This window comes from Kitasatospora sp. NPDC085464 (assembly GCF_044541955.1).
In the GTDB taxonomy this organism is placed as follows: Bacteria; Actinomycetota; Actinomycetes; order Streptomycetales; family Streptomycetaceae; genus Kitasatospora.
In genome coordinates this window covers 16,404-41,583 of sequence record NZ_JBITTM010000009.1, presented here as the reverse complement: position 1 = coordinate 41,583, position 25,180 = coordinate 16,404, and the positions used below count along the sequence as shown (strand labels likewise).

Annotated in this window: 29 protein-coding genes; 19 read left to right on the top strand and 10 right to left on the bottom strand. The window is 73.0% G+C overall.

The genetic code is table 11. The annotated features are described in order from the left end of the window. The first annotated feature begins 217 nt into the window (after positions 1-217). The 8 genes from ACIGG8_RS09965 to ACIGG8_RS09930 all read left to right on the top strand — a co-directional run bounded on the left by ACIGG8_RS09965 (position 218) and on the right by ACIGG8_RS09930 (position 6,254). Positions 218-1,816, top strand: coding sequence for an ABC-F family ATP-binding cassette domain-containing protein (locus tag ACIGG8_RS09965; protein WP_396546810.1), 1,599 nt, complete (start codon positions 218-220; stop codon positions 1,814-1,816). 327 nt (positions 1,817-2,143) lie between these two features. Beyond that, positions 2,144-2,377: a helix-turn-helix domain-containing protein gene (locus ACIGG8_RS09960; protein WP_030059940.1), complete on the top strand. Its 234-nt coding sequence runs from the start codon at positions 2,144-2,146 to the stop codon at positions 2,375-2,377. 250 nt (positions 2,378-2,627) lie between these two features. Then, on the top strand, positions 2,628-3,434 hold the full coding sequence (locus ACIGG8_RS09955; RefSeq protein ID WP_396546808.1) for an enoyl-CoA hydratase/isomerase family protein: 807 nt from the start codon (positions 2,628-2,630) through the stop codon (positions 3,432-3,434). 203 nt (positions 3,435-3,637) lie between these two features. After that, the gene (locus ACIGG8_RS09950; RefSeq protein ID WP_350525283.1) at positions 3,638-4,150 is read left to right on the top strand and encodes an Asp23/Gls24 family envelope stress response protein; all 513 of its coding nucleotides are present in this window, start codon (positions 3,638-3,640) and stop codon (positions 4,148-4,150) included. A gap of 49 nt (positions 4,151-4,199) precedes the next feature. Beyond that, on the top strand, positions 4,200-4,391 hold the full coding sequence (locus ACIGG8_RS09945) for a hypothetical protein (protein ID WP_350525282.1): 192 nt from the start codon (positions 4,200-4,202) through the stop codon (positions 4,389-4,391). Further along, the gene (locus tag ACIGG8_RS09940; protein ID WP_396546805.1) at positions 4,391-4,732 is read left to right on the top strand and encodes a hypothetical protein; all 342 of its coding nucleotides are present in this window, start codon (positions 4,391-4,393) and stop codon (positions 4,730-4,732) included. The genes ACIGG8_RS09945 and ACIGG8_RS09940 overlap by 1 nt, the downstream gene beginning before the upstream one ends. Before the next feature lie 161 nt (positions 4,733-4,893). Further along, positions 4,894-5,610 (top strand): DUF6286 domain-containing protein, encoded by a 717-nt coding sequence (locus ACIGG8_RS09935; RefSeq protein WP_396546803.1) that lies wholly within the window; start codon positions 4,894-4,896, stop codon positions 5,608-5,610. Next, the gene (locus ACIGG8_RS09930) at positions 5,607-6,254 is read left to right on the top strand and encodes an alkaline shock response membrane anchor protein AmaP (RefSeq protein ID WP_396546801.1); all 648 of its coding nucleotides are present in this window, start codon (positions 5,607-5,609) and stop codon (positions 6,252-6,254) included. Before ACIGG8_RS09935 ends, ACIGG8_RS09930 begins: the two co-directional genes overlap by 4 nt. A 3-nt stretch (positions 6,255-6,257) precedes the next feature. Here ACIGG8_RS09930 and ACIGG8_RS09925 read toward each other — a convergent pair whose 3' ends face one another. Beyond that, a complete protein-coding gene (locus tag ACIGG8_RS09925; RefSeq protein WP_396546799.1) occupies positions 6,258-7,019 on the bottom strand; it encodes an SDR family oxidoreductase in 762 nt (253 codons plus the stop codon). Between the two features lie 108 nt (positions 7,020-7,127). Here ACIGG8_RS09925 and ACIGG8_RS09920 point away from each other — a divergent pair, with 108 nt between their 5' ends. Continuing rightward, positions 7,128-7,535: a MerR family transcriptional regulator gene (locus ACIGG8_RS09920; RefSeq protein WP_396546798.1), complete on the top strand. Its 408-nt coding sequence runs from the start codon at positions 7,128-7,130 to the stop codon at positions 7,533-7,535. Between the two features lie 3 nt (positions 7,536-7,538). After that, positions 7,539-7,877 carry a thioredoxin gene (gene trxA / locus ACIGG8_RS09915; protein ID WP_396546796.1) on the top strand — a complete coding sequence of 113 codons (339 nt, stop codon included), beginning with the start codon at positions 7,539-7,541 and terminating at the stop codon, positions 7,875-7,877. Positions 7,878-7,886: 9 nt separating this feature from the next. Here trxA and ACIGG8_RS09910 read toward each other — a convergent pair whose 3' ends face one another. Together ACIGG8_RS09910 and ACIGG8_RS09905 are read right to left on the bottom strand one after the other, a co-directional pair. After that, positions 7,887-8,687: an SURF1 family protein gene (locus tag ACIGG8_RS09910; RefSeq protein WP_396546794.1), complete on the bottom strand. Its 801-nt coding sequence runs from the start codon at positions 8,685-8,687 to the stop codon at positions 7,887-7,889. Between the two features lie 31 nt (positions 8,688-8,718). Further along, on the bottom strand, positions 8,719-9,702 hold the full coding sequence (locus tag ACIGG8_RS09905; RefSeq protein ID WP_350525274.1) for a DEDDh family exonuclease: 984 nt from the start codon (positions 9,700-9,702) through the stop codon (positions 8,719-8,721). A 125-nt stretch (positions 9,703-9,827) separates the two neighbouring features. Here ACIGG8_RS09905 and ACIGG8_RS09900 point away from each other — a divergent pair, with 125 nt between their 5' ends. From ACIGG8_RS09900 to moaA, 4 genes are all read left to right on the top strand, one after another. Continuing rightward, complete coding sequence (locus ACIGG8_RS09900; protein WP_396546792.1) at positions 9,828-10,871, top strand: zinc-dependent alcohol dehydrogenase family protein; 1,044 nt, start codon at positions 9,828-9,830, stop codon at positions 10,869-10,871. A 259-nt stretch (positions 10,872-11,130) separates the two neighbouring features. Next, on the top strand, positions 11,131-11,487 hold the full coding sequence (locus ACIGG8_RS09895; protein ID WP_396546790.1) for a DUF485 domain-containing protein: 357 nt from the start codon (positions 11,131-11,133) through the stop codon (positions 11,485-11,487). Next, entirely contained in the window at positions 11,484-13,103 is a 1,620-nt protein-coding gene (locus ACIGG8_RS09890; protein WP_350525271.1) for a cation acetate symporter, read from the top strand. Before ACIGG8_RS09895 ends, ACIGG8_RS09890 begins: the two co-directional genes overlap by 4 nt. A gap of 76 nt (positions 13,104-13,179) precedes the next feature. Further along, positions 13,180-14,169, top strand: a complete 990-nt coding sequence (moaA, locus tag ACIGG8_RS09885) for a GTP 3',8-cyclase MoaA (protein WP_396547012.1) — start codon at positions 13,180-13,182, stop codon at positions 14,167-14,169. Between the two features lie 79 nt (positions 14,170-14,248). Here the strand turns inward: moaA and ACIGG8_RS09880 are convergent, their stop codons facing one another. The 6 genes from ACIGG8_RS09880 to ACIGG8_RS09855 all read right to left on the bottom strand — a co-directional run bounded on the left by ACIGG8_RS09880 (position 14,249) and on the right by ACIGG8_RS09855 (position 20,231). Then, entirely contained in the window at positions 14,249-14,476 is a 228-nt protein-coding gene (locus ACIGG8_RS09880) for a hypothetical protein (RefSeq protein ID WP_396546788.1), read from the bottom strand. Positions 14,477-14,739: 263 nt separating this feature from the next. After that, positions 14,740-15,123 (bottom strand): DUF3099 domain-containing protein, encoded by a 384-nt coding sequence (locus ACIGG8_RS09875; protein WP_350525268.1) that lies wholly within the window; start codon positions 15,121-15,123, stop codon positions 14,740-14,742. A gap of 218 nt (positions 15,124-15,341) precedes the next feature. Then, entirely contained in the window at positions 15,342-15,890 is a 549-nt protein-coding gene (locus ACIGG8_RS09870; protein ID WP_396547010.1) for an RNA 2'-phosphotransferase, read from the bottom strand. A gap of 31 nt (positions 15,891-15,921) precedes the next feature. Next, positions 15,922-17,319 (bottom strand): metallopeptidase TldD-related protein, encoded by a 1,398-nt coding sequence (locus ACIGG8_RS09865; protein ID WP_396546786.1) that lies wholly within the window; start codon positions 17,317-17,319, stop codon positions 15,922-15,924. Further along, a complete protein-coding gene (locus ACIGG8_RS09860; RefSeq protein ID WP_396546785.1) occupies positions 17,319-18,881 on the bottom strand; it encodes a TldD/PmbA family protein in 1,563 nt (520 codons plus the stop codon). The genes ACIGG8_RS09865 and ACIGG8_RS09860 overlap by 1 nt, the downstream gene beginning before the upstream one ends. A gap of 204 nt (positions 18,882-19,085) precedes the next feature. Next, positions 19,086-20,231 carry an MBL fold metallo-hydrolase gene (locus ACIGG8_RS09855; RefSeq protein WP_396546783.1) on the bottom strand — a complete coding sequence of 382 codons (1,146 nt, stop codon included), beginning with the start codon at positions 20,229-20,231 and terminating at the stop codon, positions 19,086-19,088. A 314-nt stretch (positions 20,232-20,545) separates the two neighbouring features. Here ACIGG8_RS09855 and fabG point away from each other — a divergent pair, with 314 nt between their 5' ends. Then, positions 20,546-21,265, top strand: coding sequence for a 3-oxoacyl-[acyl-carrier-protein] reductase (gene fabG / locus ACIGG8_RS09850; RefSeq protein WP_396546781.1), 720 nt, complete (start codon positions 20,546-20,548; stop codon positions 21,263-21,265). Positions 21,266-21,267: 2 nt separating this feature from the next. Continuing rightward, complete coding sequence (gene fabI / locus ACIGG8_RS09845; RefSeq protein ID WP_350525264.1) at positions 21,268-22,035, top strand: enoyl-ACP reductase FabI; 768 nt, start codon at positions 21,268-21,270, stop codon at positions 22,033-22,035. A 111-nt stretch (positions 22,036-22,146) separates the two neighbouring features. Here the strand turns inward: fabI and ACIGG8_RS09840 are convergent, their stop codons facing one another. Beyond that, positions 22,147-22,821: a FadR/GntR family transcriptional regulator gene (locus ACIGG8_RS09840; protein WP_350525263.1), complete on the bottom strand. Its 675-nt coding sequence runs from the start codon at positions 22,819-22,821 to the stop codon at positions 22,147-22,149. Between the two features lie 114 nt (positions 22,822-22,935). Here ACIGG8_RS09840 and ACIGG8_RS09835 point away from each other — a divergent pair, with 114 nt between their 5' ends. The 3 genes from ACIGG8_RS09835 (at position 22,936) to ACIGG8_RS09825 (ending at position 25,174) form a co-directional block, all read left to right on the top strand. After that, the gene (locus ACIGG8_RS09835; protein WP_396547008.1) at positions 22,936-24,243 is read left to right on the top strand and encodes a CynX/NimT family MFS transporter; all 1,308 of its coding nucleotides are present in this window, start codon (positions 22,936-22,938) and stop codon (positions 24,241-24,243) included. 146 nt (positions 24,244-24,389) lie between these two features. Next, complete coding sequence (locus ACIGG8_RS09830; RefSeq protein WP_267883116.1) at positions 24,390-24,512, top strand: SGM_5486 family transporter-associated protein; 123 nt, start codon at positions 24,390-24,392, stop codon at positions 24,510-24,512. 134 nt (positions 24,513-24,646) lie between these two features. Further along, on the top strand, positions 24,647-25,174 hold the full coding sequence (locus tag ACIGG8_RS09825; RefSeq protein WP_350525261.1) for a histidine phosphatase family protein: 528 nt from the start codon (positions 24,647-24,649) through the stop codon (positions 25,172-25,174). Positions 25,175-25,180 lie beyond the last annotated feature (6 nt).

Sequence of the window (25,180 nt, the reverse complement as noted above, 5' to 3'; positions counted from 1 at the left end):
CGACGGGCCGTCGGGGTCGACGGGTACCCCCGGACGGTAGTCCCCCGGGGCGTTTCGCGGCGCCCGGTAGACTTGCCGCCATGGCTATCTTCTCCGGGCAATAGCGGGCGGCGGCGCTCCGTGTGCTGCGCCGACCGTCGATGAAGCCCCTTCCCGCTCGCCCGGCCCCGGCCCACCGCCCGGCCGCCCGCCCACGTCCCAGGAGTAGTTCCCAGCCATGATTTCCGCCAACGCCCTTGAGCTGCGCGCCGGTGCCCGGATCCTGATCGAGTCCGCGAGCTTCAAGGTCGCCTCCGGCGACCGGATCGGCCTGGTCGGGCGCAACGGCGCCGGCAAGACCACGCTCACCAAGGTGCTGGCCGGCGAGGGCCTGCCCGCCGCCGGGACCGTCACCCGTTCGGGCGAGGTCGGCTACCTCCCGCAGGACCCGCGCACCGGCGACCTGGACGTCCTCGCCAAGGACCGCATCCTCTCCGCCCGCGGCCTCGACACCGTGCTGAAGAAGATGCGCGAGAACGAGGACCGGATGGCGAACGGCAAGGGCGCCACCCGCGACAACGCGATGAAGAAGTACGCCCGCCTGGAGACCGAGTTCCTCACCAAGGGCGGGTACGCCGCCGAGGCCGAGGCCGCCACCATCGCCGCCGCGCTGGGCCTGCCGGACCGCATCCTCGCCCAGCCGCTGCACACCCTCTCCGGTGGTCAGCGCCGCCGAGTCGAGCTGGCCCGGATCCTCTTCTCGGACTCCGACGTGCTGCTCCTCGACGAGCCCACCAACCACCTGGACGCGGACTCGATCGTCTGGCTGCGGGACTTCCTGAAGACGTACAAGGGCGGCTTCATCGTCATCTCGCACGACGTCGACCTGGTCGAGACGGTCGTCAACAAGGTCTTCTACCTGGACGCCAACCGCTCCTGCATCGACGTCTACAACATGGGCTGGAAGCAGTACCAGCAGCAGCGCGAGGACGACGAGAAGCGCCGCAAGCGCGAGCGCGCCAACGCCGAGAAGAAGGCCGCGACCCTGAACGCGCAGGCCGACAAGATGCGCGCCAAGGCCACCAAGACGGTGGCCGCGCAGAACATGGCCCGCCGCGCCGACAAGCTGCTCTCCGGTCTGGAGCAGGTCCGGATGAACGACAAGGTCGCCAAGCTGCGCTTCCCGGAGCCGGCCCCCTGCGGCAAGACCCCGCTGACCGCCAGCGGCCTGTCCAAGTCCTACGGCTCGCTGGAGATCTTCACCGACGTCGACCTGGCGATCGACCGCGGCTCCCGGGTCGTCGTGCTGGGCTTCAACGGTGCCGGCAAGACCACCCTGCTGCGGATGCTGGCCGGGGTCGAGCAGCCGGACACCGGCGAGGTGATCCCGGGCCACGGCCTGAAGATCGGCTACTACGCCCAGGAGCACGAGACCCTGGACCCGGAGCGCAGCGTCCTGGAGAACATGCGCTCGGCCGCGCCGGACACCGACCTGGTGCAGATCCGCAAGATCCTCGGCTCCTTCCTGTTCTCCGGCGACGACGTCGACAAGCCGGCCGGGGTGCTCTCCGGCGGTGAGAAGACCCGTCTGGCGCTGGCCACCCTGGTGGTCTCCTCCGCCAACGTGCTGCTGCTCGACGAGCCCACCAACAACCTCGACCCGGCCAGCCGCGAGGAGATCCTGGGCGCCCTGCGCGAGTTCTCCGGCGCGGTCGTGCTGGTCACCCACGACGAGGGCGCGGTCGAGGCGCTCGACCCGGAGCGGATCATCCTGCTGCCGGACGGCGTGGAGGACCTCTGGAACCCGTCCTACGCCGATCTGGTCTCGCTGGCCTGACCGGAAGTAGACGCGGCATCCGCTTTTCGGACCAGAAAAACTAGTCCCTACGGCGTGTCCGGGAATGAAGTAGACCCGGATTCCGTTTAAGGACTTCCCGTCGGCCCGCCACTCGATCGTGGTCGGGCCGACGCTGCTGATCAGCCCTTTCGCGGCGAACGGCGGCGCCCGCCCGGGGGCGTGCACTCTGCGTGAGCGCCCTGGTGCGCTCGGATCACCACCGGAGGACCACGCATTTCCGACATCGACCTTGTCGAATGGGTGGCCAGGACGCGGTGGATGGGTGATCATGGGAATCTGACCGAGCAACGCTACGAGGAGGCACGGGTGGCCGAGACTCTGAAAAAGGGCAGCCGGGTGACCGGTGCCGCGCGTGAGAAGCTCGCGGCCGATCTCAAGAAGAAGTACGACTCCGGGGCGAGCATTCGCGCTCTCGCGGAGGAGACCGGTCGTTCGTACGGCTTCGTGCACCGGATGCTGAGCGAGTCCGGAGTGATCCTCCGGGGCCGCGGCGGTGCCACGCGGGGCAAGAACAAGGCGACTGCCGGGGCCGGTTCCTGACGGTTCGTCAGCTATTGGCTGGATGACGCGGCGGCAGGGCGCCGACCGAGGAGACGACGGCTGACCGACAGCCGGGCGTCCGCCCTCGGGTCGTGTGGACCGGCCGCCGATCGTCATGTCCGGGGTGTGTTCCGCCCCCGCCCCCGTCCCGCCCGAGCTCCGTCGATCTTTCCGGGCCGGGCCCCTGCCCTCGCGCGCCCAGTTTTGTTACTCTCCGGTAGCCACATCCCCCGCCACCGGAGGTCCACGCATGACCGCCCCCGCCACCGACCCGCAGGCCCCGAGCTGGGAGCGGGACGGCGTCCGCCTGGAGATCGAGGGCGAACTCGCCGTCGTCACCCTCTGTCAGCCCAAGCGGCGCAACGCCCAGTCGCCCGCGCTCTGGCGCGCCCTCACCGACGCGGGCCGCGAGCTGCCCGGCAGCGTCCGGGTCGTCCTGCTGCGCGCCGAGGGCGTCTCCTTCTCGGCCGGGCTGGACCGGGCCATGTTCACCGCCGAGGGCATCCCCGGCGAGCCCACCTTCCTGCAGCTCGCGGCCGCGGCCGACAAGGAGCTGGACGACACCATCGCCTCTTACCAGGAGGCCTTCACCTGGTGGCGCCGCCCGGACCTGATCTCCATCGCCGCCGTCCAGGGGCACGCCGTCGGCGCGGGCTTCCAGCTCGCCCTCGGCTGCGACCTGCGGGTGGTCGCGGAGGACGTGCAGTTCGCGATGAAGGAGACCTCGCTCGGCCTCGTCCCCGACCTGGCCGGCACCAAGCCGCTCACCGACCTCGTCGGCTACGCCCGTGCGCTGGAGATCTGCGCCACCGGCCGCTGGGTCCACGCCGAGGAGGCCACCGCGATCGGGCTGGCCAACCTGGCCGTGCCGGGCGCCGAGCTGGACGCCGCCGCCCGCGACCTCGCGGCGGCCCTGCTGGCCGCTCCGCGCGGCGCGGTGATCGAGACCAAGGCGCTGCTGCAGGGTGCCGCCGGACGCTCCTTCGGGGAGCAGCGCTCGGCCGAGCGGGTGGCCCAGGCCCGTCGGCTGCGGGAGCTCGCCGGGATCGGCGACTGACCTCGCGCCCTTCGGCCTCGCGCTACGACCGACGGCCCGACCTCGGGGGATGCCCCGGGTCGGGCCTTCGGCGTTTCCGGGGTGCGCCGCAGACCCCGGGTGGGCGCCGGCCGGGTGTCGTTCGGCGGGCGCGGAACGTGGCGAAATGCCAGAGTTGGGGAGGTTTGCGATATAGCTGGAGCCGTACGACGGGAGATGTGCCCATGCCTGACACTCCGACGCCCGCGACCCTGCACAAGAACGCCGGCGGTGCTCCGACCCCCGGTCCGCCGCCGGGCTCCCCGGGCGGTGCGAAAGCGGTCGGGGAGCGCGGCCGTACGGCGCTGGCCGTCGGCGTGGTGGAGAAGATCGCCGGGATGGCCGCCCGGGAGGTGTCCGGGATCCACGCGTTGGGCTCCGGTCTCGCGCGGACGTTCGGCGCGATGCGGGACCGGGTGCCCGGTGGCAAGTCCAGCATCGGGCGGGGCATCAAGGCCGAGGTCGGCGAGAAGCAGACCGCGATCGACATCGCACTGGTGGTCGAGTACGGCGTGGTCATCCCCGAACTCGCCCGCCAGGTGCGGGAGAACATCATCGCGGCGGTCGAGCGGATGACCGGCCTGGAGGTCGTCGAGGTGAACATCGCGGTCAACGACGTCCACCTCCCGGACGAACCGGAGTTCGAGGAGGAAGAGGAGCCGGTGGTGGCGCCGGGGCAACGGGCCAAGCTCAAGTAGCGGGCGGCGCCGACGGCGCACCACGCAGCGAGGAACGAGGGAGTAGCGGATGAACCTGGCCATCGTCGGCCTGGTGGTGGGCATGGCCCTCGGCTTCGCCGGGTACTTCGGGGGGTTCGCGGCGTTCCTGCTGGTGGGCGCGCTCGGACTGGTCGGCTTCGTGGGCGGGCGTCTGCTGGAGGGGGACATCGAGCTGGGTGAGCTCGGGGACCTGTTCCGCGGCCGCGACCGGCGCCGTTGATGGCGGCCTCTGCCCCCGGCCCGGTTCCGGTGTCGGGGCGGCGGGGGCGGCTGCGGGTCGCCGACCGGGTCTACGCCAGGATCGCGGCCCGGGCGGCCCGGGAGGTGCAGGTCGGCGCCTGGCCCGCCGGGCGGGCGAAGGGGGTGCCGCCGCACGTCTCGGTGGCGGTGCCCGGGAGCACGGTGACGGTCCGGGTCGAGGTCGAGCTGCCCTTCCCGGCGGACATCGCGGGGCTGGCCCGGACGATGCGGGCGGCGATCGCCGAGCGGGTGCTGAGCCTGACCGGGACCAGGGTGTCGGACGTGGTGGTCGTGGTCGAGAAGCTGGTGGGGGCGTCGTGAGCGACGTGAGCGACGCACCTGCGGGCGACGTGTCTGCGGGCGGCGCGCCTGCGAGTGACGTGCCTGCGACCGGCGCGAACGCGGAGGCCGTCGAGGGCCCGGGAGCGGGGGCGGGGAAGGTACGGAGGCTGCGGGCGCCGCGGACGGTGGCGGCCACGGCGGTGGCGACCGTGCTGCTGCTGGCCGCGGGGGCGCTGCTGTACGACGTGATCGCGGTCCGCGCCGGGCAGCCGGCGCGGGCGTGGCGGGCGCAGATCGTGGACGAGCTGGCGACTCGGCACCTGGATGACACGTGGGTGCTGGTCGGGGCCGGGGTGGCCGCACTGCTGGGCGGGTGGCTGCTGTGGCTGGCGATCGCGCCCGGGCTGGGGCGGTGGCTGGTGCTGCGGCCCTACGGGGGCACCGCGGCGGCCGTCGAGCGGGCCGGGATCGGGCACCTGCTGACGGACCGGGCAGCGGGGCTGGCCGGGATCGACCACCTGAGGATCAAGGTCGGGCGGCGCAGGGCCCGGGTCTCGCTGGTCGGTCCGGCCGATCCGGCTTCGGTGCAGCGGCAGTTGCGGGACGAGCTGGACCGGGTGGGGTTGGCCCGGCCGTTGCGGTTGGACGTGCGCACGGCCGGTGGGCGCGCGGCGGGCGGCGACGCGGGGGCCGGCCCGGAGGCGGAGTCGGAGGCGGCGACCGCAGCGGGGACAGCGGCGACGGCGGAGGCAGAGCCCGCAGCGGGGACAGCGGCAGCGGCGGAGGCAGAGCCCGAGGCGGGGACAGCGGCAAGGGCGGAGACAGAGCCCGAGGCGGGGACAGCGGCAACGGCGGAGGCAGAGCCCGAGACGGGACCTGGCACGGGGGCCGGGCCGGGAACGGGGGCCGCGCCGTGACGCGGGTGGTCGTCAACCGGGTGCTGCTGGGGGCGGTGGGCCTGGTGGTGCTGGGTGTCGGGGTGCTGGTGCTGGCGGGCGGGCTCGACCTGTACCGGCGGTTGGGCGTGAGCCCGCCGAACTGGTGGCCGTGGACGTCGCCGGACCAGCCGGTGGTGAGCGTGCGCACGCGCAGCCGGTGGGTGGACTCGACGTGGTGGTGGCCGACGGTGATCGGCGGGCTGGCCGTGCTGATGGCGGGGATGGTGTGGTGGCTGGTGGCGCAGCTGCGGCGCACCGGGCTGTCCAGCATCGCGGTGCCCACGCCGGGGGTGAGCGGGCTCCGGCTGCGGGTCGGCGCCCGGGCGTTGGAGGAGGCGATGGAGAGCGGGACGGCCGTGCTGCCCGAGGTCGAGCGGGCGGGGATCCGGCTGGTGCGGGCGCCGCGGCACCCGCGGTTGCGCGGTGCGGTGCGGTTGACGCCGGGCGGGGATCCGGCCGGGCTCGTGGCGCACTTCGAGGACGGGCCCCGGACCGACGCGTGCCGCAGTCTGAGCCTGCCGGAGCTGCCCGCCGACCTGCGGATCCGGGTGTTGCAGGCGGCCCCCGCCGAGCCGCGGCACCGGTGGCCCCGGCGGCGGCGGAGGCGGTCGCGGGTGGTGTAGGGATCAGAGGGTGCGCAGGGCGCCGCCGTCGACCGGGACCATCAGGCCGGTCAGGTAGGAGGCGGCCGGGGAGAGCATGAAGGCGGCGACCTTGCCGAACTCCTCGGGGGTGCCGTAGCGGCCGAGCGGGATGCCGGCGCTGGCCGCGGTGCGGGCGGCCTGCGGGTCGTCGGCGAGGGCGTCGAGTTCGCGGACCCGGTCGGTGTCGATCCGGGCGGGCAGCAGGCCGACCACGCGGATGCCGCGGGGGCCGAGCTCGTCGGCGAGCGTCTTTGCGGCCATCGCGAGGCCCGGGCGCAGGCCGTTGGACACGCCGAGGCCGGGGATCGGCTGGCGGACCGAGCTGGAGAGCACGAAGCCGATCACGCCGCCGTCGGAGAGTTCGGCTGCGGCCGCGCGGGCGAGGCGGAGGGCGCCGAGGAAGACGGACTCGAAGGCGTCGCGCCAGGCCTCCTCGGGGGTGGTCTCGACCGGGCCGGCCTGGGGGCCGCCGACGCTGATCAGGATGCCGTCGAAACGGCCGAAGTGCTGCCTGGCCTCGGCGATCAGGCGCTCGGGGGTGTCGGGGGAGGCGTTGTCGGCGACCATGCCGCGGGCGGTGCCGAGGGCGTCGAGTTCGGCCACGGCCTTGTCGACGGCCTGTCGGGTGCGGCCGCTGACCAGGACGCGGGCGCCGTCGGCGGCGAGTTCGCGGGCGGCGGCGAGGCCGAGGCCCCGGGTGGCGCCGGTGACGATGTAGGCCTTGTCTTCGAGTCCGAGATCCATGGGGGACATCTTGCCGGGTGGGGCGGGCGTTCGGCGGTGCGGGCTGGCGTTGACGCCGGGGGGAAGGTTTACGGTCGTCGCCGGAAGTGCGGGAGGAGCGGGTTCGGCATGCGGATCGGGGAGTTGGCGGAGCGGGCGGGGACGACCACGCGGGCGCTGCGGTACTACGAGCAGTTGGGTCTGTTGCCGGCCCGGCGGGCGGGCAACGGGTACCGGGCGTACGACGAGGGGGACCTGCGGCTGTTGCGGGAGATCCGGATGCTCCAGGACGCCGGGTTCGGGCTGGAGGAGACCCGGCCGTTCGTGGAGTGCCTGCGGGCGGGTCACCCGGAGGGGGACTCGTGCCCGGCCTCGCTGGAGGTGTACGAGCGCAAGCTCGCCGAGTTGGACGACTGCATCGCGCGGCTGCAGGAGGCGCGTGCGCGGGTGGCCGGGCAGTTCGAGCGGGCGGTGCGGGCGCGGGACGACCTCGCGGCTTCCGAGCGACCACCACGGTGTGAACTGGCGGAGGAGTAGACGATGGTGGAGATCACGGGTGTGCCGGCGGTGACGGACGACACGTTCGCCGCGGAGGTGTTGGCGGCCGAGGGGCCGGTGCTGGTGGACTTCACGGCGGACTGGTGTCCGCCGTGCCGGATGATGGCCCCGGTGCTGGCGGACATCGCCCGGGAGGAGGCGCACCGGCTGCGGGTGGTGAGCCTCGACGTGGACCACAACCCGCGGACGCAGGCGGCGTACGGGGTGCTCTCGATGCCGACGCTGATGGTGTTCCGCGGCGGGCAGCCGGTGCGGTCGGTGGTGGGGGCGCGGGCGAAGGCGCGGCTGCTGCGGGAGCTGGACGACGTGCTCCGCGCTTGAGGCCGGAGCCTAGGCCGGGACGGGTTCGGCGACGGTCTCGGGCTCGGCGGCCTGCTTGGCGCGGTCCTTGGCCTCGCGGCGGGCGAGGATCCAGACGCCGACCGGGATCATCGCCGTGAACAGCCACCACTGGATGGCGTAGGCCATGTGCGGGCCGATGTCGGAGTGGTTGGGCTCGGGGATCAGCTGTGGCTGGTCGGCCGGGGCCGGGGTGGTGGCGGAGAGTTCGAGGTAGCCGCCGAGGAGGGTGGCGCCGGTCTCCTTGACCTGCTCGGCGGTGTTGATCAGGTTGAACTGGCGGTCCGGCAGGCCGGACCGGTCCTTGATGCCGCTGGCGCCGTAGGTCTCGTCGGCGCGCATCCGTCCGGTGACGGAGACCTCACCGGTGGGGGCGGCGGGGACGGGCGGGTACTCGGTGGCGGTGGCGCCGGAGGCGACCCAGCCGCGGTTGACCAGGACGCTGCCCTTGCCGTCGGAGAGCTTCAGCGGGGTCACGACGAAGTAGCCGATCGTGTCCCCGCTGGAGTCGGTCCGCTTGCGGACCACGAACTCGTGTGCCGGGTCGTACTGGCCGGTGGCGGTCACCGCGCGCCAGGTGAGGTCCTTGGGGACCGCGAAGCCGGGCGTCGGGGACAGCGTGTCGAAGGGGACCGGGGCGTCCGTGAGGGCCTTGCCGATCAGCTCGTTCCGGGCCACCCGCGCCTCGTGGCGGTGCAGCTGCCAGAAGCCCAGCTTGATCGTCGCGGGGATCAGCAGCAGCGCGATCAGCATGGTGATCAGCCACTGGCGGGTCAGCAGAAAACGGTACACATGGGAACGGTACGCCGACCTCACAACGGGCTCACGCACCGGGGTGCGGGGCGACCTCGCGCAGCAGCTGCAGGAAGGCGTCCTCGGTGACCACGGGGGTGCCGACCTCACGGGCCTTGCGGGCCTTGCCGCTCCAGCTGTCCGGTTCGTTGGTGACCAGCAGGCTGGTGAGGCGGCTCACGGAGGTGGCGATGTGCAGGCCGGCCTCGACGGCGCGGTCCTCCAGCAGCTCGCGGTCGGTCGCGGTGTCGCCGGTGAAGGCCACCCGCATGCCCTGGACCAGCGGCTCGCCGTCCTGCCAGCGTCCCGGGTTGGGGTGCGGGCAGGGCGGGCGCTTCTTGGCCTGGCGGTAGTTCGCGCCGGTCCAGGAGGCGCGGCCGGGGGCGGCGGGCTCGTCCTCGCCGAGGTCGGTGACCGCGACGCAGTTCTGCAGCGGCAGCGGGACGCCGCCGAGGCGGGCGAGGTGCAGGCTGGGGCGGAAGGCCTCGGCGAGCACCCGGGCGTCGTCCAGGGCGTTGTGGGCGTGGCGCTGCCGGACGCCGAAGTGCGCGGCGAGCGAGGCCAGCTTGCCGTTGGGCAGCGGCAGGCGCAGGTCGCGGGAGAGGACCATGGTGCACAGCCGCTGCTCGACCGGGGCGTGCAGACCGGCCCGGGAGAACTCGCGGGAGATCATGTTCCAGTCGAAGAGCGCGTTGTGCGCGACCAGGACCCGGCCGCGCAGCCGGTCGGCGAACTCATCGGCGACCTGCGGGAAGGTCGGGGCGGAGGAGAGCAGCTCGGTGGTCAGGCCGTGGATCCAGACCGGGCCCGGGTCCCGCTCGGGGTTGACCAGGGTGTACCAGTGGTCGGTGACCTCGCCGTCCGGGTCCAGCTGGTAGACGCCCGCCGAGATGACGCGGTCCGTACGGCCGAGACCAGTGGTCTCGACGTCGACGACCGCGAAGCCCTCGGTGGGGGCGGCGGAGCGCTGTGCGGGGACCGGGGCGGTCCTCGGCGCGGGCTGGATCGGTTGCATGGTCCAACAGGATAAGGGGCGGGGCGGAGGGGCCCGGCCGGAATGTTCCGACCGACCGGCCGGAATAGAGTGGTCGACGGGGGTGTCGTACACCTGGTCGAGTTCGTTTCAGTTAAGGACAGCGCATGCGTGCCACCGTGATCCACGGCCCCAACGACATCCGGATCGAGGACGTACCGGACCCGGTGATCCAGCACCCGACGGACGTGGTGCTCCGCGTGCTGAACGCCTGCATCTGCGGCAGCGACCTGTGGGCGTACCGCGGGGTGGCCCAGCGGGTGGCCGGCCAGCGGATCGGGCACGAGTTCCTGGGCGTGGTCGAGGAGGCCGGCGCCGAGGTGCGCGGCTTCGCCAAGGGCGACCTGGTGCTGGCGCCGTTCGTCTGGTCGGACGGGACGTGTGATTTCTGTCGCGAAGGCCTGCACACCTCCTGCCCGCACGGCGGGTTCTGGGGGCAGGTCGGCTCGGACGGCGGGCAGGGCGAGGCCGTGCGGGTGCCGTTCGCGGACGGGACGCTGGTGAAGCTGCCGAAGGAGGCGGCCGGTGACGAGAAGCTGCTGCCCGGGCTGCTGGCGCTGTCGGACGTGATGTCGACCGGGCACCACGCGGCGGTCTCGGCGCGGGTGCGGCCCGGTTCGACGGTCGCGGTGGTCGGCGACGGCGCGGTGGGCCTGTGCGGCGTCCTGGCGGCGCACCGGCTGGGCGCGGGCCGGATCATCGCGCTGGGCCGGCACACCGCCCGGACCGAGCTGGCCCGTCGCTTCGGGGCGACGGACGTGGTCGCCGAGCGCGGGGACGCCGCCGTCGAGGCGGTCAAGGAGCTGACCGGGGGCCAGGGCGCGCACGCGGTGCTGGAGGCGGTCGGCACCGAGGAGTCGATGCGGACGGCCGTCTCGATCGCCCGCGACGGCGGCGCGGTGGGCTACGTCGGGGTGCCGCACGGCGGCAGCGCGGGCGTGGACATCGGTCAGATGTTCGGCCGAAACGTTTCGCTGAACGGTGGCGTCGCCCCGGCCCGCGCGTACATCCCCGAGCTGCTGCCGGACGTGCTCTCCGGGGCCATCGAGCCGGGCCTGGTGTTCGACCGCACGGTCGACCTGGACGGCGTGCCGGACGGCTACCGGGCGATGGACGACCGCTCGGCTCTGAAGGTCCGGATCGCCTTCTGACGCGTCGTCACGAGGGGTGGCACCGCTGGTCGGTGCCGCCCCTTTCGCATGCGCCGGGGGTGGTCCGAAGGGGTGCAAGTGGTCGTTTTCGGCCATTCGGGTGGCGCGAGGGGGTGAACGCCTGGCTGATCGCGGTCAACTCCTATCCGGTATGGGCACGACGCTCCTAGCATTGCGCGGCGCGTCAGCCACATGTGACGCCCCTCACGTTCGATCGTTCCCCTGTGTGCCAGCTACGCCGAAGGAGTGAGGAGAAAGAGTGGATTCGCCGCCGATCACCACTGCCCCCACGGAAGTCCAACTCATCGACGAAAGCGAGGAGTTCCGTACCCTCCGGCGCTCGTTCCGGAGCTTCGCCTTCCCGGTCACCATCGGCTTCGTGCTCTGGTACCTGCTCTACGTCCTGCTCTCCTGCTACGCCCCCGGCCTGATGCGCGCCAAGGTCGCCGGGCACGTCAACGTCGCCCTGGTGCTCGGGCTGCTGCAGTTCGCCACCACCTTCGCGATCGCCGCCTGGTACGCCCGCTACGCGGACCGGCGGATCGACCCCGCCGCCACCGCGATCCGCGAGGCGCACGGTGCCGTCGTCCACGCCCCCCGGGAGTCCGCCGAATGACATTGCTCTCCAGCTCCGCCACCGAGCACCGCGGCCTGACGATGACCCTGTTCGGGGTCTTCGTGGTGGCCACCCTGGTCATCACCGTCTGGGCCGGGCGGCAGAACCGGAGCGCCTCCGACTTCTACGCCGGCGGCCGCGGCTTCACCGGCTTCCAGAACGGTCTGGCCATCTCCGGCGACTACATGTCCGCCGCCTCCTTCCTCGGCATCGCCGGGCTGATCGCGCTCAACGGCTACGACGGCTTCCTGTACTCGATCGGCTTCCTGGTCGCCTGGCTGGTCGCGCTGCTGCTGATCGCCGAACCGCTGCGCAACTCCGGCCGCTTCACCATGGCGGACGTGCTCGCGTTCCGGATGCGCCAGCGTCCGGTGCGCACCGCGGCCGGCGTGTCCACCATCGTGGTGTCGATCTTCTACCTGCTCGCCCAGATGGTCGGCGCGGGGGCGCTGGTGGCGCTGCTGCTGGGGGTCACCGGGGACGGCGCCAAGCGCTGGACCATCCTGGCGGTGGGCGCGCTGATGATCATCTACGTGGTGATAGGGGGCATGAAGGGCACCACCTGGGTGCAGATCGTCAAGGCGGTCCTGCTGATCGCCGGTGCCGCACTGATGACCGTCCTGGTGCTCGCCAAGTACCACTTCAACCCCTCCGAGCTGCTCGGCGCGGCGGCCTCCGCCAGCGGCAAGGGCGCGGCCTTCCTCGAACCCGGGCTGAAGTACGGTGCCAGCGACACCTCCAAGCTCGACTTCATCAGCCTCGGGATCGCCCTGGTGCTCGGCACCGCCGGCCTGCCGCACATCCTGGTCCGCTTCTACACCGTCCCCACCGCCAAGGCGGCCCGGAAGTCGGTGCTCTGGGCGATCGGCATCATCGGCGTCTTCTACCTGATGACCCTGGCGCTCGGCTTCGGCGCGGCGGCCCTGGTCGGCCGCAGCGGCATGGTGGCCGTCGAGGGCAAGACGCCGTCCGGGAACACCGCGGCGCCGCTGCTCGCCGAGCAGCTCGGCGGCGGGGCCGGGACCACCGGCGGGGCGATCATGCTCGCGGTGATCTCGGCGGTCGCCTTCGCCACCATCCTCGCCGTGGTCGCCGGGCTCACCCTCGCCTCCTCGGCCTCCTTCGCGCACGACTTGTACGCCAACGTGATCCGGCGCGGGAAGGCGAGCGAGAAGGAGGAGGTGCTCTCGGCGAAGTGGGCCGCGGTGGTGATCGGCGCGATCTCCATCGTGCTCAGCCTCTACGCCGGCAAGCTCAGCACCGCAGCCCTGGTGGCGCTCGCCTTCGCGGTGGCCGCCTCGGCGAACCTGCCGACCCTGCTGTACTCGCTGTTCTGGAAGCGCTTCACCACCGTCGGCGCGGTCAGCTCGGTCTACGCCGGCCTGATCTCCTCGGTGGTGCTGGTGGCGTTCTCCCCGGTGCTGTCCGGGAGCGAGAAGTCGCTGTTCCCGCACGCCGACTTCCACTGGTTCCCGCTGGAGAACCCCGGCCTGGTCTCCATCCCGATCGGCTTCCTGGCGGGCTGGCTCGGCACCCTGCTGTCCACCGAACGACCCGACCCGGCGAAGTACGCTGAACTGGAGGTCCGCTCACTGACCGGACTGGGCGCCCATTGATCGTTCCGCGATGACTATGCTGGCCCGGCCCGCCGTGACGGTGGCCGGGCCGGCCGCATCTCGGGGAAGGACGCACGTGCTGCTCGACAGCTTCGGACGACAGGCCGTGGACCTGCGGGTCTCCCTCACGGACCGGTGCAACCTGCGCTGCACCTACTGCATGCCCGAGGAGGGCCTGCAGTGGCTGGCCAAGCCGGAGCTGCTGACCGACGAGGAGATCGTCCGGCTGGTCGCGATCGCCGTGCGCGACCTGGGCGTCCGCGAGGTCCGCTTCACCGGCGGCGAGCCGCTGCTGCGCCCCGGACTGGTCCCCGTGGTCGCCGCCTGCGCGGAGCTGGAGCCCCGCCCCGAAATCTCGCTGACCACCAACGGCATCGGGCTGGCCCGCACCGCGACGGCGCTGCGCGAGGCCGGCCTCGACCGGGTCAACGTCTCGCTGGACACCCTCGACCCCGAGGTGTTCCACACCCTCACCCGCCGCCGGCGCCACCAGGACGTACTGGACGGGCTGGCCGCCGCCGAGGCCGCCGGGCTGGCGCCGGTCAAGCTGAACGCGGTGCTGATGCGCGGGGTCAACGACCACGAGGCGGGCGACCTGCTGGCCTGGTGCCTGGAGCGGGGCTACGAGCTGCGCTTCATCGAGCAGATGCCGCTGGACGCCCAGCACGGCTGGGACCGCTCCTCGATGGTCACCGCGGAGGAGATCCTGGAGCTGCTCCGCGCCCGCTTCGCGCTCACCCCGGAGCCCTCCGGCAGTCGGGGCGCGGCCCCCGCCGAACGCTGGCTGGTGGACGGCGGCCCGGCCCGGGTCGGCGTGATCGCCTCCGTCACCCGCCCGTTCTGCCGCGCCTGCGACCGCACCCGGCTGACGGCCGACGGCCAGGTGCGCAACTGCCTGTTCGCGACCGGGGAGACGGACCTGCGCACGGCGCTGCGCTCCGGCGCGGACGACGCCGAGCTGGCCGCGCTGTGGCGGGCGGCGATGTGGGGCAAGAAGGCCGGGGCCGGGATCGACGACCCGGAGTTCCTCCAGCCGGAGCGGCCGATGTCCGCGATCGGCGGCTAGGACGGGGCGGCGAGCGGGCCGCGGTGGGCGGCCTGCGCTCGGTGTGCTGCGCCCGGGGTGCGGTCGGGTCGGACCGCGGTCAGGCCGGGGTGCCGGGCTCGGGGGCCCAGTCGGCGAAGGCGACGACCTCCTTGAGGAAGCCGCGCACGCCGAGGAACTGCGACAGGTGCTCGCGGTGCTCGTCGCAGGCGAGCCAGGTCTTGCGGCGGTCCGGGGTGTGCAGCTTGGGGTTGTTCCACACCAGCACCCAGCCGGCGTCCGCCCGGCAGCCCTTGGCGGAGCAGATCGGCGTCTGCGGGGTGTCCATCGGGCCGTCCTCAGCGTTAGGCGGGAAGAATGCACCGCCAGTCTGTCACGCCCGGTGGGGACGACCGGATCCGGGCATGGCGACGCCGGGCAGCCACGGGGGGAGCTGCCCGGCGTCGGTCCGTCGCTCCGACGGGGGATGCGGAGCGCGTACGCAGTATGTCACGCCACGACCCCCGGATGGGGAGGTCTTGCATGATTAATCTGAGCTTCTTTTGAGCTTTCGCCGAGCGGGGCGCGGGCGAAGCGGGGTGAAAAGGACGGTCAGTTCACGTCCTGTGAAGGATCGGTGGCAGAGGCCTTTGCCTCTCCTGTACCGGCAGTCGCACCCGCCCCACCCCTCCCACCGGGGCCCAGCATCAACGGGGTGTCCGAGGGGATGTCGAAGGCGCTCGGCAGGCCCGGGGCCCGCTCCCGGCCGGCGTTCGCTATCAACACGGCGAAGTAGGGCAGCAGCACGCCGCCGGCCAGTGCCACGAACGCCAGCCAGCGCTGGACGTCCCACAGCACCACCGCGAGCAGTACGCAGACGGTGCGGAGCAGCATCGAGACGACGTAGCGGCGCTGGCGCCCCCGGACGTCCTCGCTGAGGCTGCTGCGCGCCCCCGTGATCCGGAAGACCCGGCCGTCGCCGGCGCTCTTGCCCATGTGTCCTACCGCCCTCGTCACGCACCCGCGCGCCTGGCCGCGCGGCCTCCTCACGGTACGCCCGGGTGGTCGGGGCGACGAGACCGGGTGGGGCGGACCCACCCGGTCGGGTGCCCGATGGGCCTGTACGGCGGAGCGGACGGCCCGGCCCGGGGCGGCCGGCGGGTGTGCGCGTCGAGGGCGCGCGTCGGGTGGACCCGCCGGGGGCGGGTGCCCGGCTACGAGCGCCGGGAGAGGTACTGCGGCGGTACGGCGTCGGTGAGCCAGACGCCGTTCTCGCTGACCCGGAACTCGTGGCCGGCCGCCGCCATCGCGGCGGCGTGCACCGTCAGCACCACCGGGCGGCCGTGCCGGGCGCCGACCCTGGTCGCCGTCTCGGTGTCGGCCGAGAGGTGGACGTCCTGGCGGGCCATCGGGCGCAGGCCCTCGCGGAAGATCGCCGCGAGGTGCCGGTCGGCGGTGCCGTGGTAGAGCACGTGGGGCGGCACGGCGGCGGCCAGACCGAGGTCGACCGCCACCGTGTGGCCCTGATTCGCGCGGATCGAGAGGCCGTCCGGTGAGTAGCCGAAGCGGCGTTTGTTGTTGGTGGTCACCACGTGGTCCAGCTCGACCCGGGTCAGCCGGTTGCCCTTGGCCGCCAGCGCGGCGAGCAGCACGTCGATCCGGACCCAGCCGGCCTCGTCCAGCGTGACACCCACCCGGTCGGGGTCGTGCCGCAGGATGCGGGCCAGCATCTTGCTGGTCTTGACCAGCCGCTTCTCGTCCATCATGTCTCTCGTATCCCCCGTCGGTCAGTGGCTATGAGGCCTGGCTGACCGAACTCATGTTGAAGTCCGCGACACGCACGGGTGGCATCGCGGTGCGGGTGAACCAGTCGCTCCACTCGCGGGGCAGGCAGTGCTCGGTGCGGCCCACCTCGGTGATCCGGTCCAGGAGGTCCACCGGGGACTCGTTGAACCGGAAGTTGTTGACCGCGCCGACGACCTCGCCGTTCTCCACCAGGTAGACGCCGTCCCGGGTGAGGCCGGTGAGCAGCAGCGTCGCCGGGTCCACCTCGCGGATGTACCAGAGGCAGGTGAGCAGCAGGCCGCGTTCGGTGCGGGCGATCATCTCGTCCAGGGTCGGCGCCGACTCCTGGTCGGCCGTCTCCAGGACGAGGTTGTCGATCGCCGGACGGACCGGCAGCCCGGTCAGGCCGGCCGAGTGGCGGCTGGTGACGAGGTCGTTCAGCACGCCCCCGCGGATCCACTCGGTGGCGGCGACCGGCTCGCCGTTGTCGAAGACCGAGGCGTCCCCGCCGGTGGAGTGCGTGAGCACGAACGGCGGGGCCTGCAGGCCGGGCTCCTGCGGGTCGGAGCGCAGCGTCAGCGGCAGCCCGCTGAGCTTGTCGCCGATCCGGGTGCCGCCGCCGGGCTTGGAGAACACCGTCCGGCCCTCGTGGGCGTCCCGGCCGCCGCAGGACCAGCTGAGGTAGACCATCAGGTCGGCGACGGCCGACGGCGGCAGCAGCGTCTCGTAGCGGCCGGCCGGCAGGTCCACCTTGCGGGCGCCCCAGCCGAGGCGCTTGGTCAGTTCGGTGTGCAGGGCGGCGACGTCGACGTCGGTGAAGTCCCGGGTGGCGGCGCCGATCCAGGCCGAGCCGGACAGGTCGGCGGTCTTGGCGTTGAACTCGACCATGCCGGTGGGCTGGTCGTGGCGCAGCCGCAGGCCGGTGGAGCTGCCCAGGTAGCTGGAGGTCACCTCGTGCCGGGCGAAGCCGTACAGCAGCTCGCCCCGGGCGGCGGCGCGGGCGAAGGCCTCGCCGAGGGCCGGGCCGAAGGCGTCGAAGACCGCGACGGAGGTCTCCGCGGGCGGCTGGGTGAAGTCCGGGGACGCGGGCCGGTCGGCGACCAGGGGCTGGGCGTCCTCGGCCGGGCCGGCCGCGCGGGCGGCCTCCTCGGCGGCCCGGACCAGGCCCTCGACCTCCTCCGGGGTGACGGCGTCGCGGGAGACCACGCCGGAGGCGGTGCCCTCGGCGCCGGCGACGGTGGCGATCACGGTCAGCCGGCGGCCGCGGGTGACGCCGTTGGTGGTCAGGGCGTTGCCCGCCCAGCGCAGGTTGGCGGTGGAGTCCTCGTCGGCGATCACCACGCAGCCGTCGGCGCGGGAGAGGCCGAGCGCCAGCTCGACGAGTTCGTGGGGCTGCATCGCGGTCATCAGTGACCCGCCTCCTGCTGGGTGTTGAGCACGTTGACGTTCCGGAACAGCGCCGACGGGCAGCCGTGGCTGACGGCCGCGACCTGACCGGGCTGCGCCTTGCCGCAGTTGAAGGCGCCGCCGAGGACGTAGGTCTGCGGGCCGCCGACCGCCGCCATCGAGCCCCAGAAGTCGGTGGTGGTGGCCTGGTAGGCGAAGTCCTTGACCTGGCCGGCGAGTTCGCCGTTCTTGATGGCGTAGGCGCGCTGTCCGGTGAACTGGAAGTTGTACCGCTGCATGTCGATCGACCAGGAGCGGTCGCCGACGATGTACAGGCCGTTCTCCACGTCGGCGAACAGGCCCTCGGTGTCCGGGCCGTCGGCGGCCGGCTGGAGCGAGACGTTGGCCATCCGCTGGACCGGGACGTGCGCCGGGGAGTCCGCGAAGGCGCAGCCGTTGGAGCGCTCGAAGCCCTTCAACTTGGCCATGCCGCGGTCCAGTTGGTAGCCGACCAGGACGCCGTCCCGGACCAGGTCCCAGGACTGGGTGGCGACGCCCTCGTCGTCGTATCCGATGGTGGACAGGCCGTGCTCGGCGGTGCGGTCGCCGGTGACGTGCATCAGCTCGGAGCCGTACTTCAGCGAACCGAGCTTGTCGAAGGTGGCGAAGGAGGTGCCGGCGTAGGCGGCCTCGTAGCCGAGCGCGCGGTCGAGCTCGGTGGCGTGGCCGATCGACTCGTGGATGGTGAGCCACAGGTTGGTCGGGTCGATGACCAGGTCGTAGCGGCCGGCCTCGACGCTCGGGGCCTTCATCTTCTCGGCGAGCAGGACGGGCAGCTCGGCCAGCTCGGCGTCCCAGTCCCAGCCGGTGCCGGTGACGTACTCGTAGCCGCGGCCGACCGGCGGGGCCAGCGTCATCATCGAGTCGAAGGCGCCGGTGCGCTCGTCGACCGAGGTGGCCTCCAGCTCGGAGTGCACCCGGATCCGCTGCTGGGTGGTCACCGTGCCCGCGGTGTCCGCGTAGAACTTGTTCTCCTGGATGGTCTTCAAGGCCGCCTGGACGTGCGAGACGCCCTCGGCGGCCAGCAGCCGGGAGCTGCGCTCGGCGAGCAGCGCGGTCTTCTCGGCGTCCGGCACCTCGAAGGGGTTGACCTCGTACGCGGAGACCCAGGTGACGTCCCGGTGGACCGGCTCGTCGGCCAGCTCGACCCGCTCGGTGGAGCCGGCCGCCCGGCTGATCCCGCCGGACAGACGGGCCACCGCGACGGCCTGCTCGGCGACCTTCGCCGCGGCGGCGGTGGTGAGGTCCACGCCGGCGGCGAAGCCCCAGGCGCCGTCCAGCAGCACCCGGACGGCGAAGCCCAGCTGAACGCCGTCGGAGGTGCCGGCCGGACGGGCGTCGCGCAGCCGCCAGGAGGCGCTGCGGATCCGCTCCAGACGGAAGTCGGCGTGGCTCGCGCCGAGTTCGCGGGCCCGGGTGAGGGCGGCGTCGGCGAGGGTGCGCAGCGGCAGGGCGAGGAACAGCGGGTCGACGGCGCGCCCGGTCGGGGCGCCGGAGCGGTCGGCCGGAGGGATCGGAGGCAATCGGGCTCCCAGGTCGCGGAGGGTGGCGGTGCGGCGCCACAGGGGCGTCCGCACCGCATCATTCCCGTCCACCGGGCTTCCGGCCAGCGCATTTCGTCCGGTGCGCTGCGGTTTCGGCCAGTACGACCGTCAGACCGGCAGCCTTTTTCCGGGCCGTCGACCGCCTCCGTGGCGGGCCGTCGGGGCCCGCGCCGCGGCGGGCCGTCAGCCGACGGACTCCCACCAGCCGTCGAGCTCCGGCGGGTTGTCGACGTCCACCCGCTCGCCGGGGCGCGGCACCGCCAGCGGGACGGCGTGCGCCTTGGCCTCGTCGACCAGCCGCTCGATCGGCTCGGCCCACCGGTGCAGGCCCAGGTTGAAGGTGCACCAGTGGACGGGCACCAGCAGGCCGGCCGTCAGGTCCCGGTGGGCGAGGACGGCGTCCTCGGGGGTCATGTGGATGTCCGCCCAGGCCGCGTCGTAGGCGCCGATCTGGACCAGCGCGGCGTCGAACGGGCCGTGCTGCTCGCCGATCCGCGCGTAGCCCTCGAAGTAGCCGGAGTCGCCGGTGTAGAACACCTTGCGGTTCGGGCCGGCGATCACCCAGGAGCCCCAGAGGGTGGTGTTGCGGGTCAGCCCGCGGCCGGAGAAGTGGTGCGCGGCGGTCAGGGTGAGCACCAGCTCGCCCAGGTTGCAGGTCTCGTCCCAGTCCAGCTCGATGATCCGGTGCTCCGGGACGCCCCAGCGGCGCAGGTGGGAGCCGATGCCGAGCGGCACCGCGAAGGGCGCGGACTGGCTGCGCACCAGGCGCTTGACCGTCGCCATGTCCAGGTGATCGTAGTGGTCGTGCGAGATCAGCACCGCGTCGACCGGCGGCAGCTCCTCCAGCTCGACCGGCACCGGGTGCAGCCGCTTGGGGCCGATGTGCGCGGAGGGGGAGCAGCGGTCGCTCCAGACCGGGTCGAGCAGTACCCGGAAGCCCTCGATCTCCACCAGCGCGGAGGCGTGCCCGTACCAGATGATCTCCACGCCCTCGGCGGCCGGACCGGGCGGGGTGGCCGGGCGGACGGTCGGCACCGGGTGGGCGGGGACGCGGCCCTCGCGCTCGAAGAGCATCCGGCGGGCGGTGGCACCGTCGAAGCCGGGGGCCCCCGAGGTGCGGGCGAGCGCGGAGGGCGCGTTGTGGAAGACGCCGTCGCGGTACTGCGGGGAGTTGCGCACCCGCTCCTCGCGTTCGCCGTCCGGCCGGCGTCCGAACGCCGCCGGAAGGTCGCGCAGCGACCAGGCGGCCGTGCCAAGGCCGGCCGCCAGGGCGGTCAGGGCCAGCAGTCGTCCGCGTCGGGGGGTGCTCCCGGGCCGTGCCTTGGTCATCCGCTCTGCCTTCGTCGCTCGCCGGGATGGTCGGGTGAACGGTACGGCAGGTTCCGGGCCCGCCCGTACCGAGGGGGCAACGGGTGCGCCCGCCCGTGTTGTTCCCGTACAGTCCCGCCGATCCGGGCCGGGCCCGGGGCCTGGGCGGTTTCGCCGGGACGGGCCGGGTGCGGCGGGCACGCATTGTCGGATTGCGACAGTTCCTTCGGTGCGGCGCTGTGGGAGCCCGATGCGCCGACACCGCCGACCGCCCGATAGCGTCACACTGCGTACGCAATCCGACGTACCGCTCACACACGGAGAGAGGTGGATCGTTGAGCCGCTCGGTTCTCGTCACCGGAGGAAACCGGGGCATCGGCCTCGCGATCGCCCAGGCCTTCGCCGAGGCGGGCGACAAGGTCGCCATCACCAGCCGCTCGGGCGAGGTGCCCGAGGGCCTGGAGAAGTACGACGTCCTCGCGGTCCGCTGCGACATCACGGACGCCGCACAGGTCGACGCCGCCTTCACCGAGATCGAGCAGAAGCACGGCGCGGTCGAGGTGCTGGTCGCCAACGCGGGCATCACCAACGACACCCTGCTGCTGCGCATGTCGGAGGAGGACTTCACCTCCGTCGTGGACACCAACCTGACCGGCACCTTCCGGGTGGTCAAGCGCGCCTCCAAGCTGATGATGCGCGCCAAGAAGGGCCGTGTCGTGCTGATCTCGTCCGTGGTGGGCCTGTCCGGCTCGCCGGGCCAGGCGAACTACGCCGCCTCCAAGGCCGGCCTGGTGGGCTTCGCCCGGTCGCTGGCGCGCGAACTCGGCCCGCGCAACATCACCGTCAACGTGGTCGCCCCCGGCTTCGTCGACACCGACATGACCGCCGTGCTCAGCGACGAGCGCCGCGCGGAGATCGTCGCGGGCGTGCCGCTGGGCCGCTACGCTGCGCCCGCCGAGGTCGCGTCCACCGTGCGGTTCCTCGGGTCGGAAGAGGCCGCGTACATCACCGGAGCCGTCATTCCCGTCGACGGCGGATTGGGCATGGGTCACTGATCATGAGTGGAATCCTCGAAGGCAAGCGCATCCTGATCACCGGCGTGCTGATGGAGTCCTCCATCGCCTTCCACGCCGCGAAGCTCGCGCAGGAGCAGGGCGCGGAGATCATCCTCACCGCCTTCCCGCGCCCGAGCCTGACCGAGCGGATCGCCAAGAAGCTGCCGCACCCGGTCAAGGTGCTGGAGCTGGACGTCTCCAACCCGGAGCACCTGGCCGGCATCGCCGACCAGGTCCGCGAGCACCTGCCGAGCCTGGACGGCATCGTCCACTCGATCGGCTTCGCCCCGCAGGACGCCCTGGGCGGCAACTTCCTGAACACGCCGTGGGAGTCCGTGGCCACGGCGATGCACGTCTCGGCGTACTCGCTGAAGTCGCTGACCATGGCGCTGCTGCCGCTGATGCAGGACGGCGGCTCGGTGGTCGGCCTGACCTTCGACGCCCAGTTCGCCTGGCCGCAGTACGACTGGATGGGCCCGACCAAGGCCGCCTTCGAGGCGACCAACCGCTACCTCGCCCGCTACCTGGGCGAGCGCGACATCCGCTGCAACCTGGTCTCGGCCGGTCCGCTCGGCTCGATGGCCGCCAAGTCCATCCCGGGCTTCGAGCAGCTGGCCGACACCTGGAACCAGCGCTCCCCGCTGAAGTGGGACCTGAGCGACCCGGAGCCGGCCGGCCGCGGCATCGTCGCGCTGCTGTCGGACTGGTTCCCGAAGACCACCGGCGAGATCATCCACGTCGACGGCGGTCTGCACGCCATCGGCGCCTGACACCCCGCCCGTACGCCGCTGCCCGGCACCCCTCCCGCAGGGGGTGCCGGGCAGCGGCGTTCCGTCATGCCCGCACGTCGGCGACGTGCGACGGCCCGCGGTGCCCGGGGGTCACCCCTCGGTCGTCCCGCAGGCGCCGATGGCGCGGCCGGCCTCGACCGAGGCGCGCTGGGCGTCGCGCGCCCGGATGGCCTCCAGGATGGTGTCGTGGCCGATGTAGCGCTCGGCGATCAGCTCGGGGCCGACGTCGTGCCGCAGGTGCTCACGGGTGACCTCGCCGAGGTCGGCGTAGACGGCGAGCAGCACGTCGTTGTGGGAGGCGGCCACCACGGCCTGGTGGAAGGCGGCGTCGGCCTGGACGAAGTCCTCGGCGTCACCGGAGTGCCAGGCGTTCTCCCGGCGGGCCAGCGCGCCGTCCAGCAGCTCCAGGTCGCGCTCGGTGCGGCGCCGGGCGGCCAGGCCGGCCGCCGACGTCTCCAGCGCCGCCCGCAGCTCGGCGACCTGCGCCTGGTCGGCGTCGGCGAACCGGCGGTGCATCACCCCGGCCAGTTCGCTGGTGGCCAGCACGTAGGTGCCGGAGCCCTGCCGGATGTCGAGCAGGCCGTTGTGCGCGAGGGCGCGCACGGCCTCGCGCACGGTGTTGCGCGCGACGCCCAGCTGCTCCACCAGGGCGGCCTCGGTGGGGATGCGCGAGCCCACCGGCCACTCCCCGGAGGTGATCTGGGCGCGCAGCTGGGCGATCACCTGGTCGGACAGCGGGGTGCGCCTCGGCGAGGACAGCGCCACGGGGACTCCTTGCGACTACGGCTCGGGGCGGCCTTGGTGGAACGTGACCGGTGGATGAACGGTCGGCACATCATGCCAATTCCAGGGTGCATCAATTCATCCCATCATTCTATGATGGCGCACATGCCCGCAGCAGAGACCACCGCTTCCCCGCGGAACGAGGCCGGGCCGCAGACCGAGCGGCCCGTCGATTCCGCCCCTTCCAAGACCCCCTCCAAGTACCTCGGCGTGCTCTTCGCCGTCGCGATAGCCGCTGCCGCCGTCAACCTGCGCCCCGTGGTCACCAGCCTCGGGCCGCTGCTCGACCCGGTCCGCGCCGACCTCGGGATGAACCCGACCCTCGCCGGGCTGCTCACCGCCGTCCCGTCGCTGTGCTTCGCGCTGTTCGGCTTCGCCGCGCCGGCCGCGGCCCGCCGGATCGGCCCGATCGCGGTGGTCACGGCCGGCATGGCCGCCATCACCGCGGGCGTGCTGGCCCGCTCCTTCGCCGGCGGGACCGCGGTGTTCCTGCTGCTGACCGCGCTCGCCCTGGCCGGCGTGGCGGTCGCCAACGTGCTGCTGCCGGTGGTGATCAAGCGGTACTTCCCGGAGAAGGTCGGCCCGATGATCGGCCTCTACTCCATGGCGCTGTCCGCCGGCACCGCGCTCGCCGCGCTGGTCAGCGTGCCGCTGACCAACGCGCTCGGCGGGGACTGGCGCCACGGCCTGGGCGCCTGGGCCGGACTGGGCGCGCTCGCCCTGGTGCTGTGGCTGCCGGTGCTGATCGCCAAGCGCGAGCGCGGTGAGCGGGCCGCCGGCGCCGCCGCCCCCGCCAGGCTGCCGATCACCCGCAGCCGTACGGCCTGGGCGCTGGCCTGCTTCTTCGGCCTCCAGGCCACCGGTGCGTACGTGGTGATGGGCTGGCTGCCGAAGATCTTCCAGGACTCCGGTGTCGACAAGGGCACCTCGGGGGCGTTGCTCGCGGTCACCATGGTGGTCGGCGTGCCGGTCTCCTTCGTGCTGCCCAACCTGGCCGCCCGGCGCGGTGACCAACGGCTCTTCGTGGTGGTACTGGCCTGCTGCGGCATCGCCGGCTACGCCGGTCTGGCGCTCGCCCCGGACGGGGCGCCGTGGGTCTGGGCCGTCCTGGTGGGCCTGTCGAACTGCGCCTTCCCGCTGGTGCTGACCATGATCGGGCTGCGGGCCCGGACGGCGGGCGGGGTGGCCCAGCTGTCCGTCTTCGCGCAGGGCGTCGGCTACCTGATCTCCGTCCTGGGCGTGATCCTGATCGGCCCGATCTACCAGATCACCGGCGAGTGGTACTGGCCGCTGGGCTTCCTGGCGCTGCTGCTGGTGCCGCAGATGCTGTTCGGCCTGCGGGCCGCCCGGCCCCGCCACATCGAGGACGAGGCGGTCCGTCCGGCGGCGGCCGTCCGGGCCTGACACCGGGCGGCCGGACGCGGGCGGCCGGGGCCCGGGCTCTTCGGGGCCGGGCCCCGGGGTCGGCCCCCGGGCTCGAAGGTCAAGCTCCGGCCAAGGCGGCGGGGCCGCCGGGAGACGGGCGTGTTCGGGATGGGAGAATTCCCGACATGCCCGTTCTCGACCCGAACCCCACCGACGGCCGCAAGCAGCTCGGCCGCATCGCCCTCGCCTTCGCCGCCATCGTGGTGCTGGTGGCGGTCATCGCCTCCGTCGCCACCTCGATGGGCTGACGGCCGTCCGACCGTAGCCCGACCGCCGTCCGAAGCCCCGGTGAACGGGGCATGATGGCACCCGACACCCGAGGGGGTGGCGGCAACCGGGAGCATCGCGCCGCCGGGCGGCTTTTCTGCCAAGCTTGCTGGGTATGAGCGCCGACACGCCCCGCAGGATCATCGTTCTCCGCCATGCCAAGGCCGACTGGCCGAACGGCGTGGACGACCATGAGCGGCCCCTGGCCGACCGGGGCCGCCACCAGGCCCCGGACGCCGGCCGCTGGCTGGTCGATTCCGGCATCAATCCCGACTACGTGCTCTGCTCCACGGCCCTGCGCACCCGCGAGACCTGGAAGCTGGCGGTGCACGAGCTGCCCAAGCGGCCCCGCAAGACCGTGTACGAGGACCGGATCTACGAGGCCAGCCCGGGCGAGATCATCGCGGTCCTCCAGGAGACCCCGGAGGAGTACGCGGACGTGGTGCTGGTCGGCCACAACCCCGGTGTGCTGGGCCTGACCCAGGTGCTGGCCGGGGACGCGGGCGACCGGGACGCGCTGGAGCGGCTGCGGCTCGGCGGATTCCCGACGGCGGCGATCGCGGTGCTCAGCTTCAGCGGCTCCTGGAAGGGCGTCGAGCCGGGCGTGGCCGAGCTGGTCTCGTACTACACGCCGCAGGACTGACCCGGT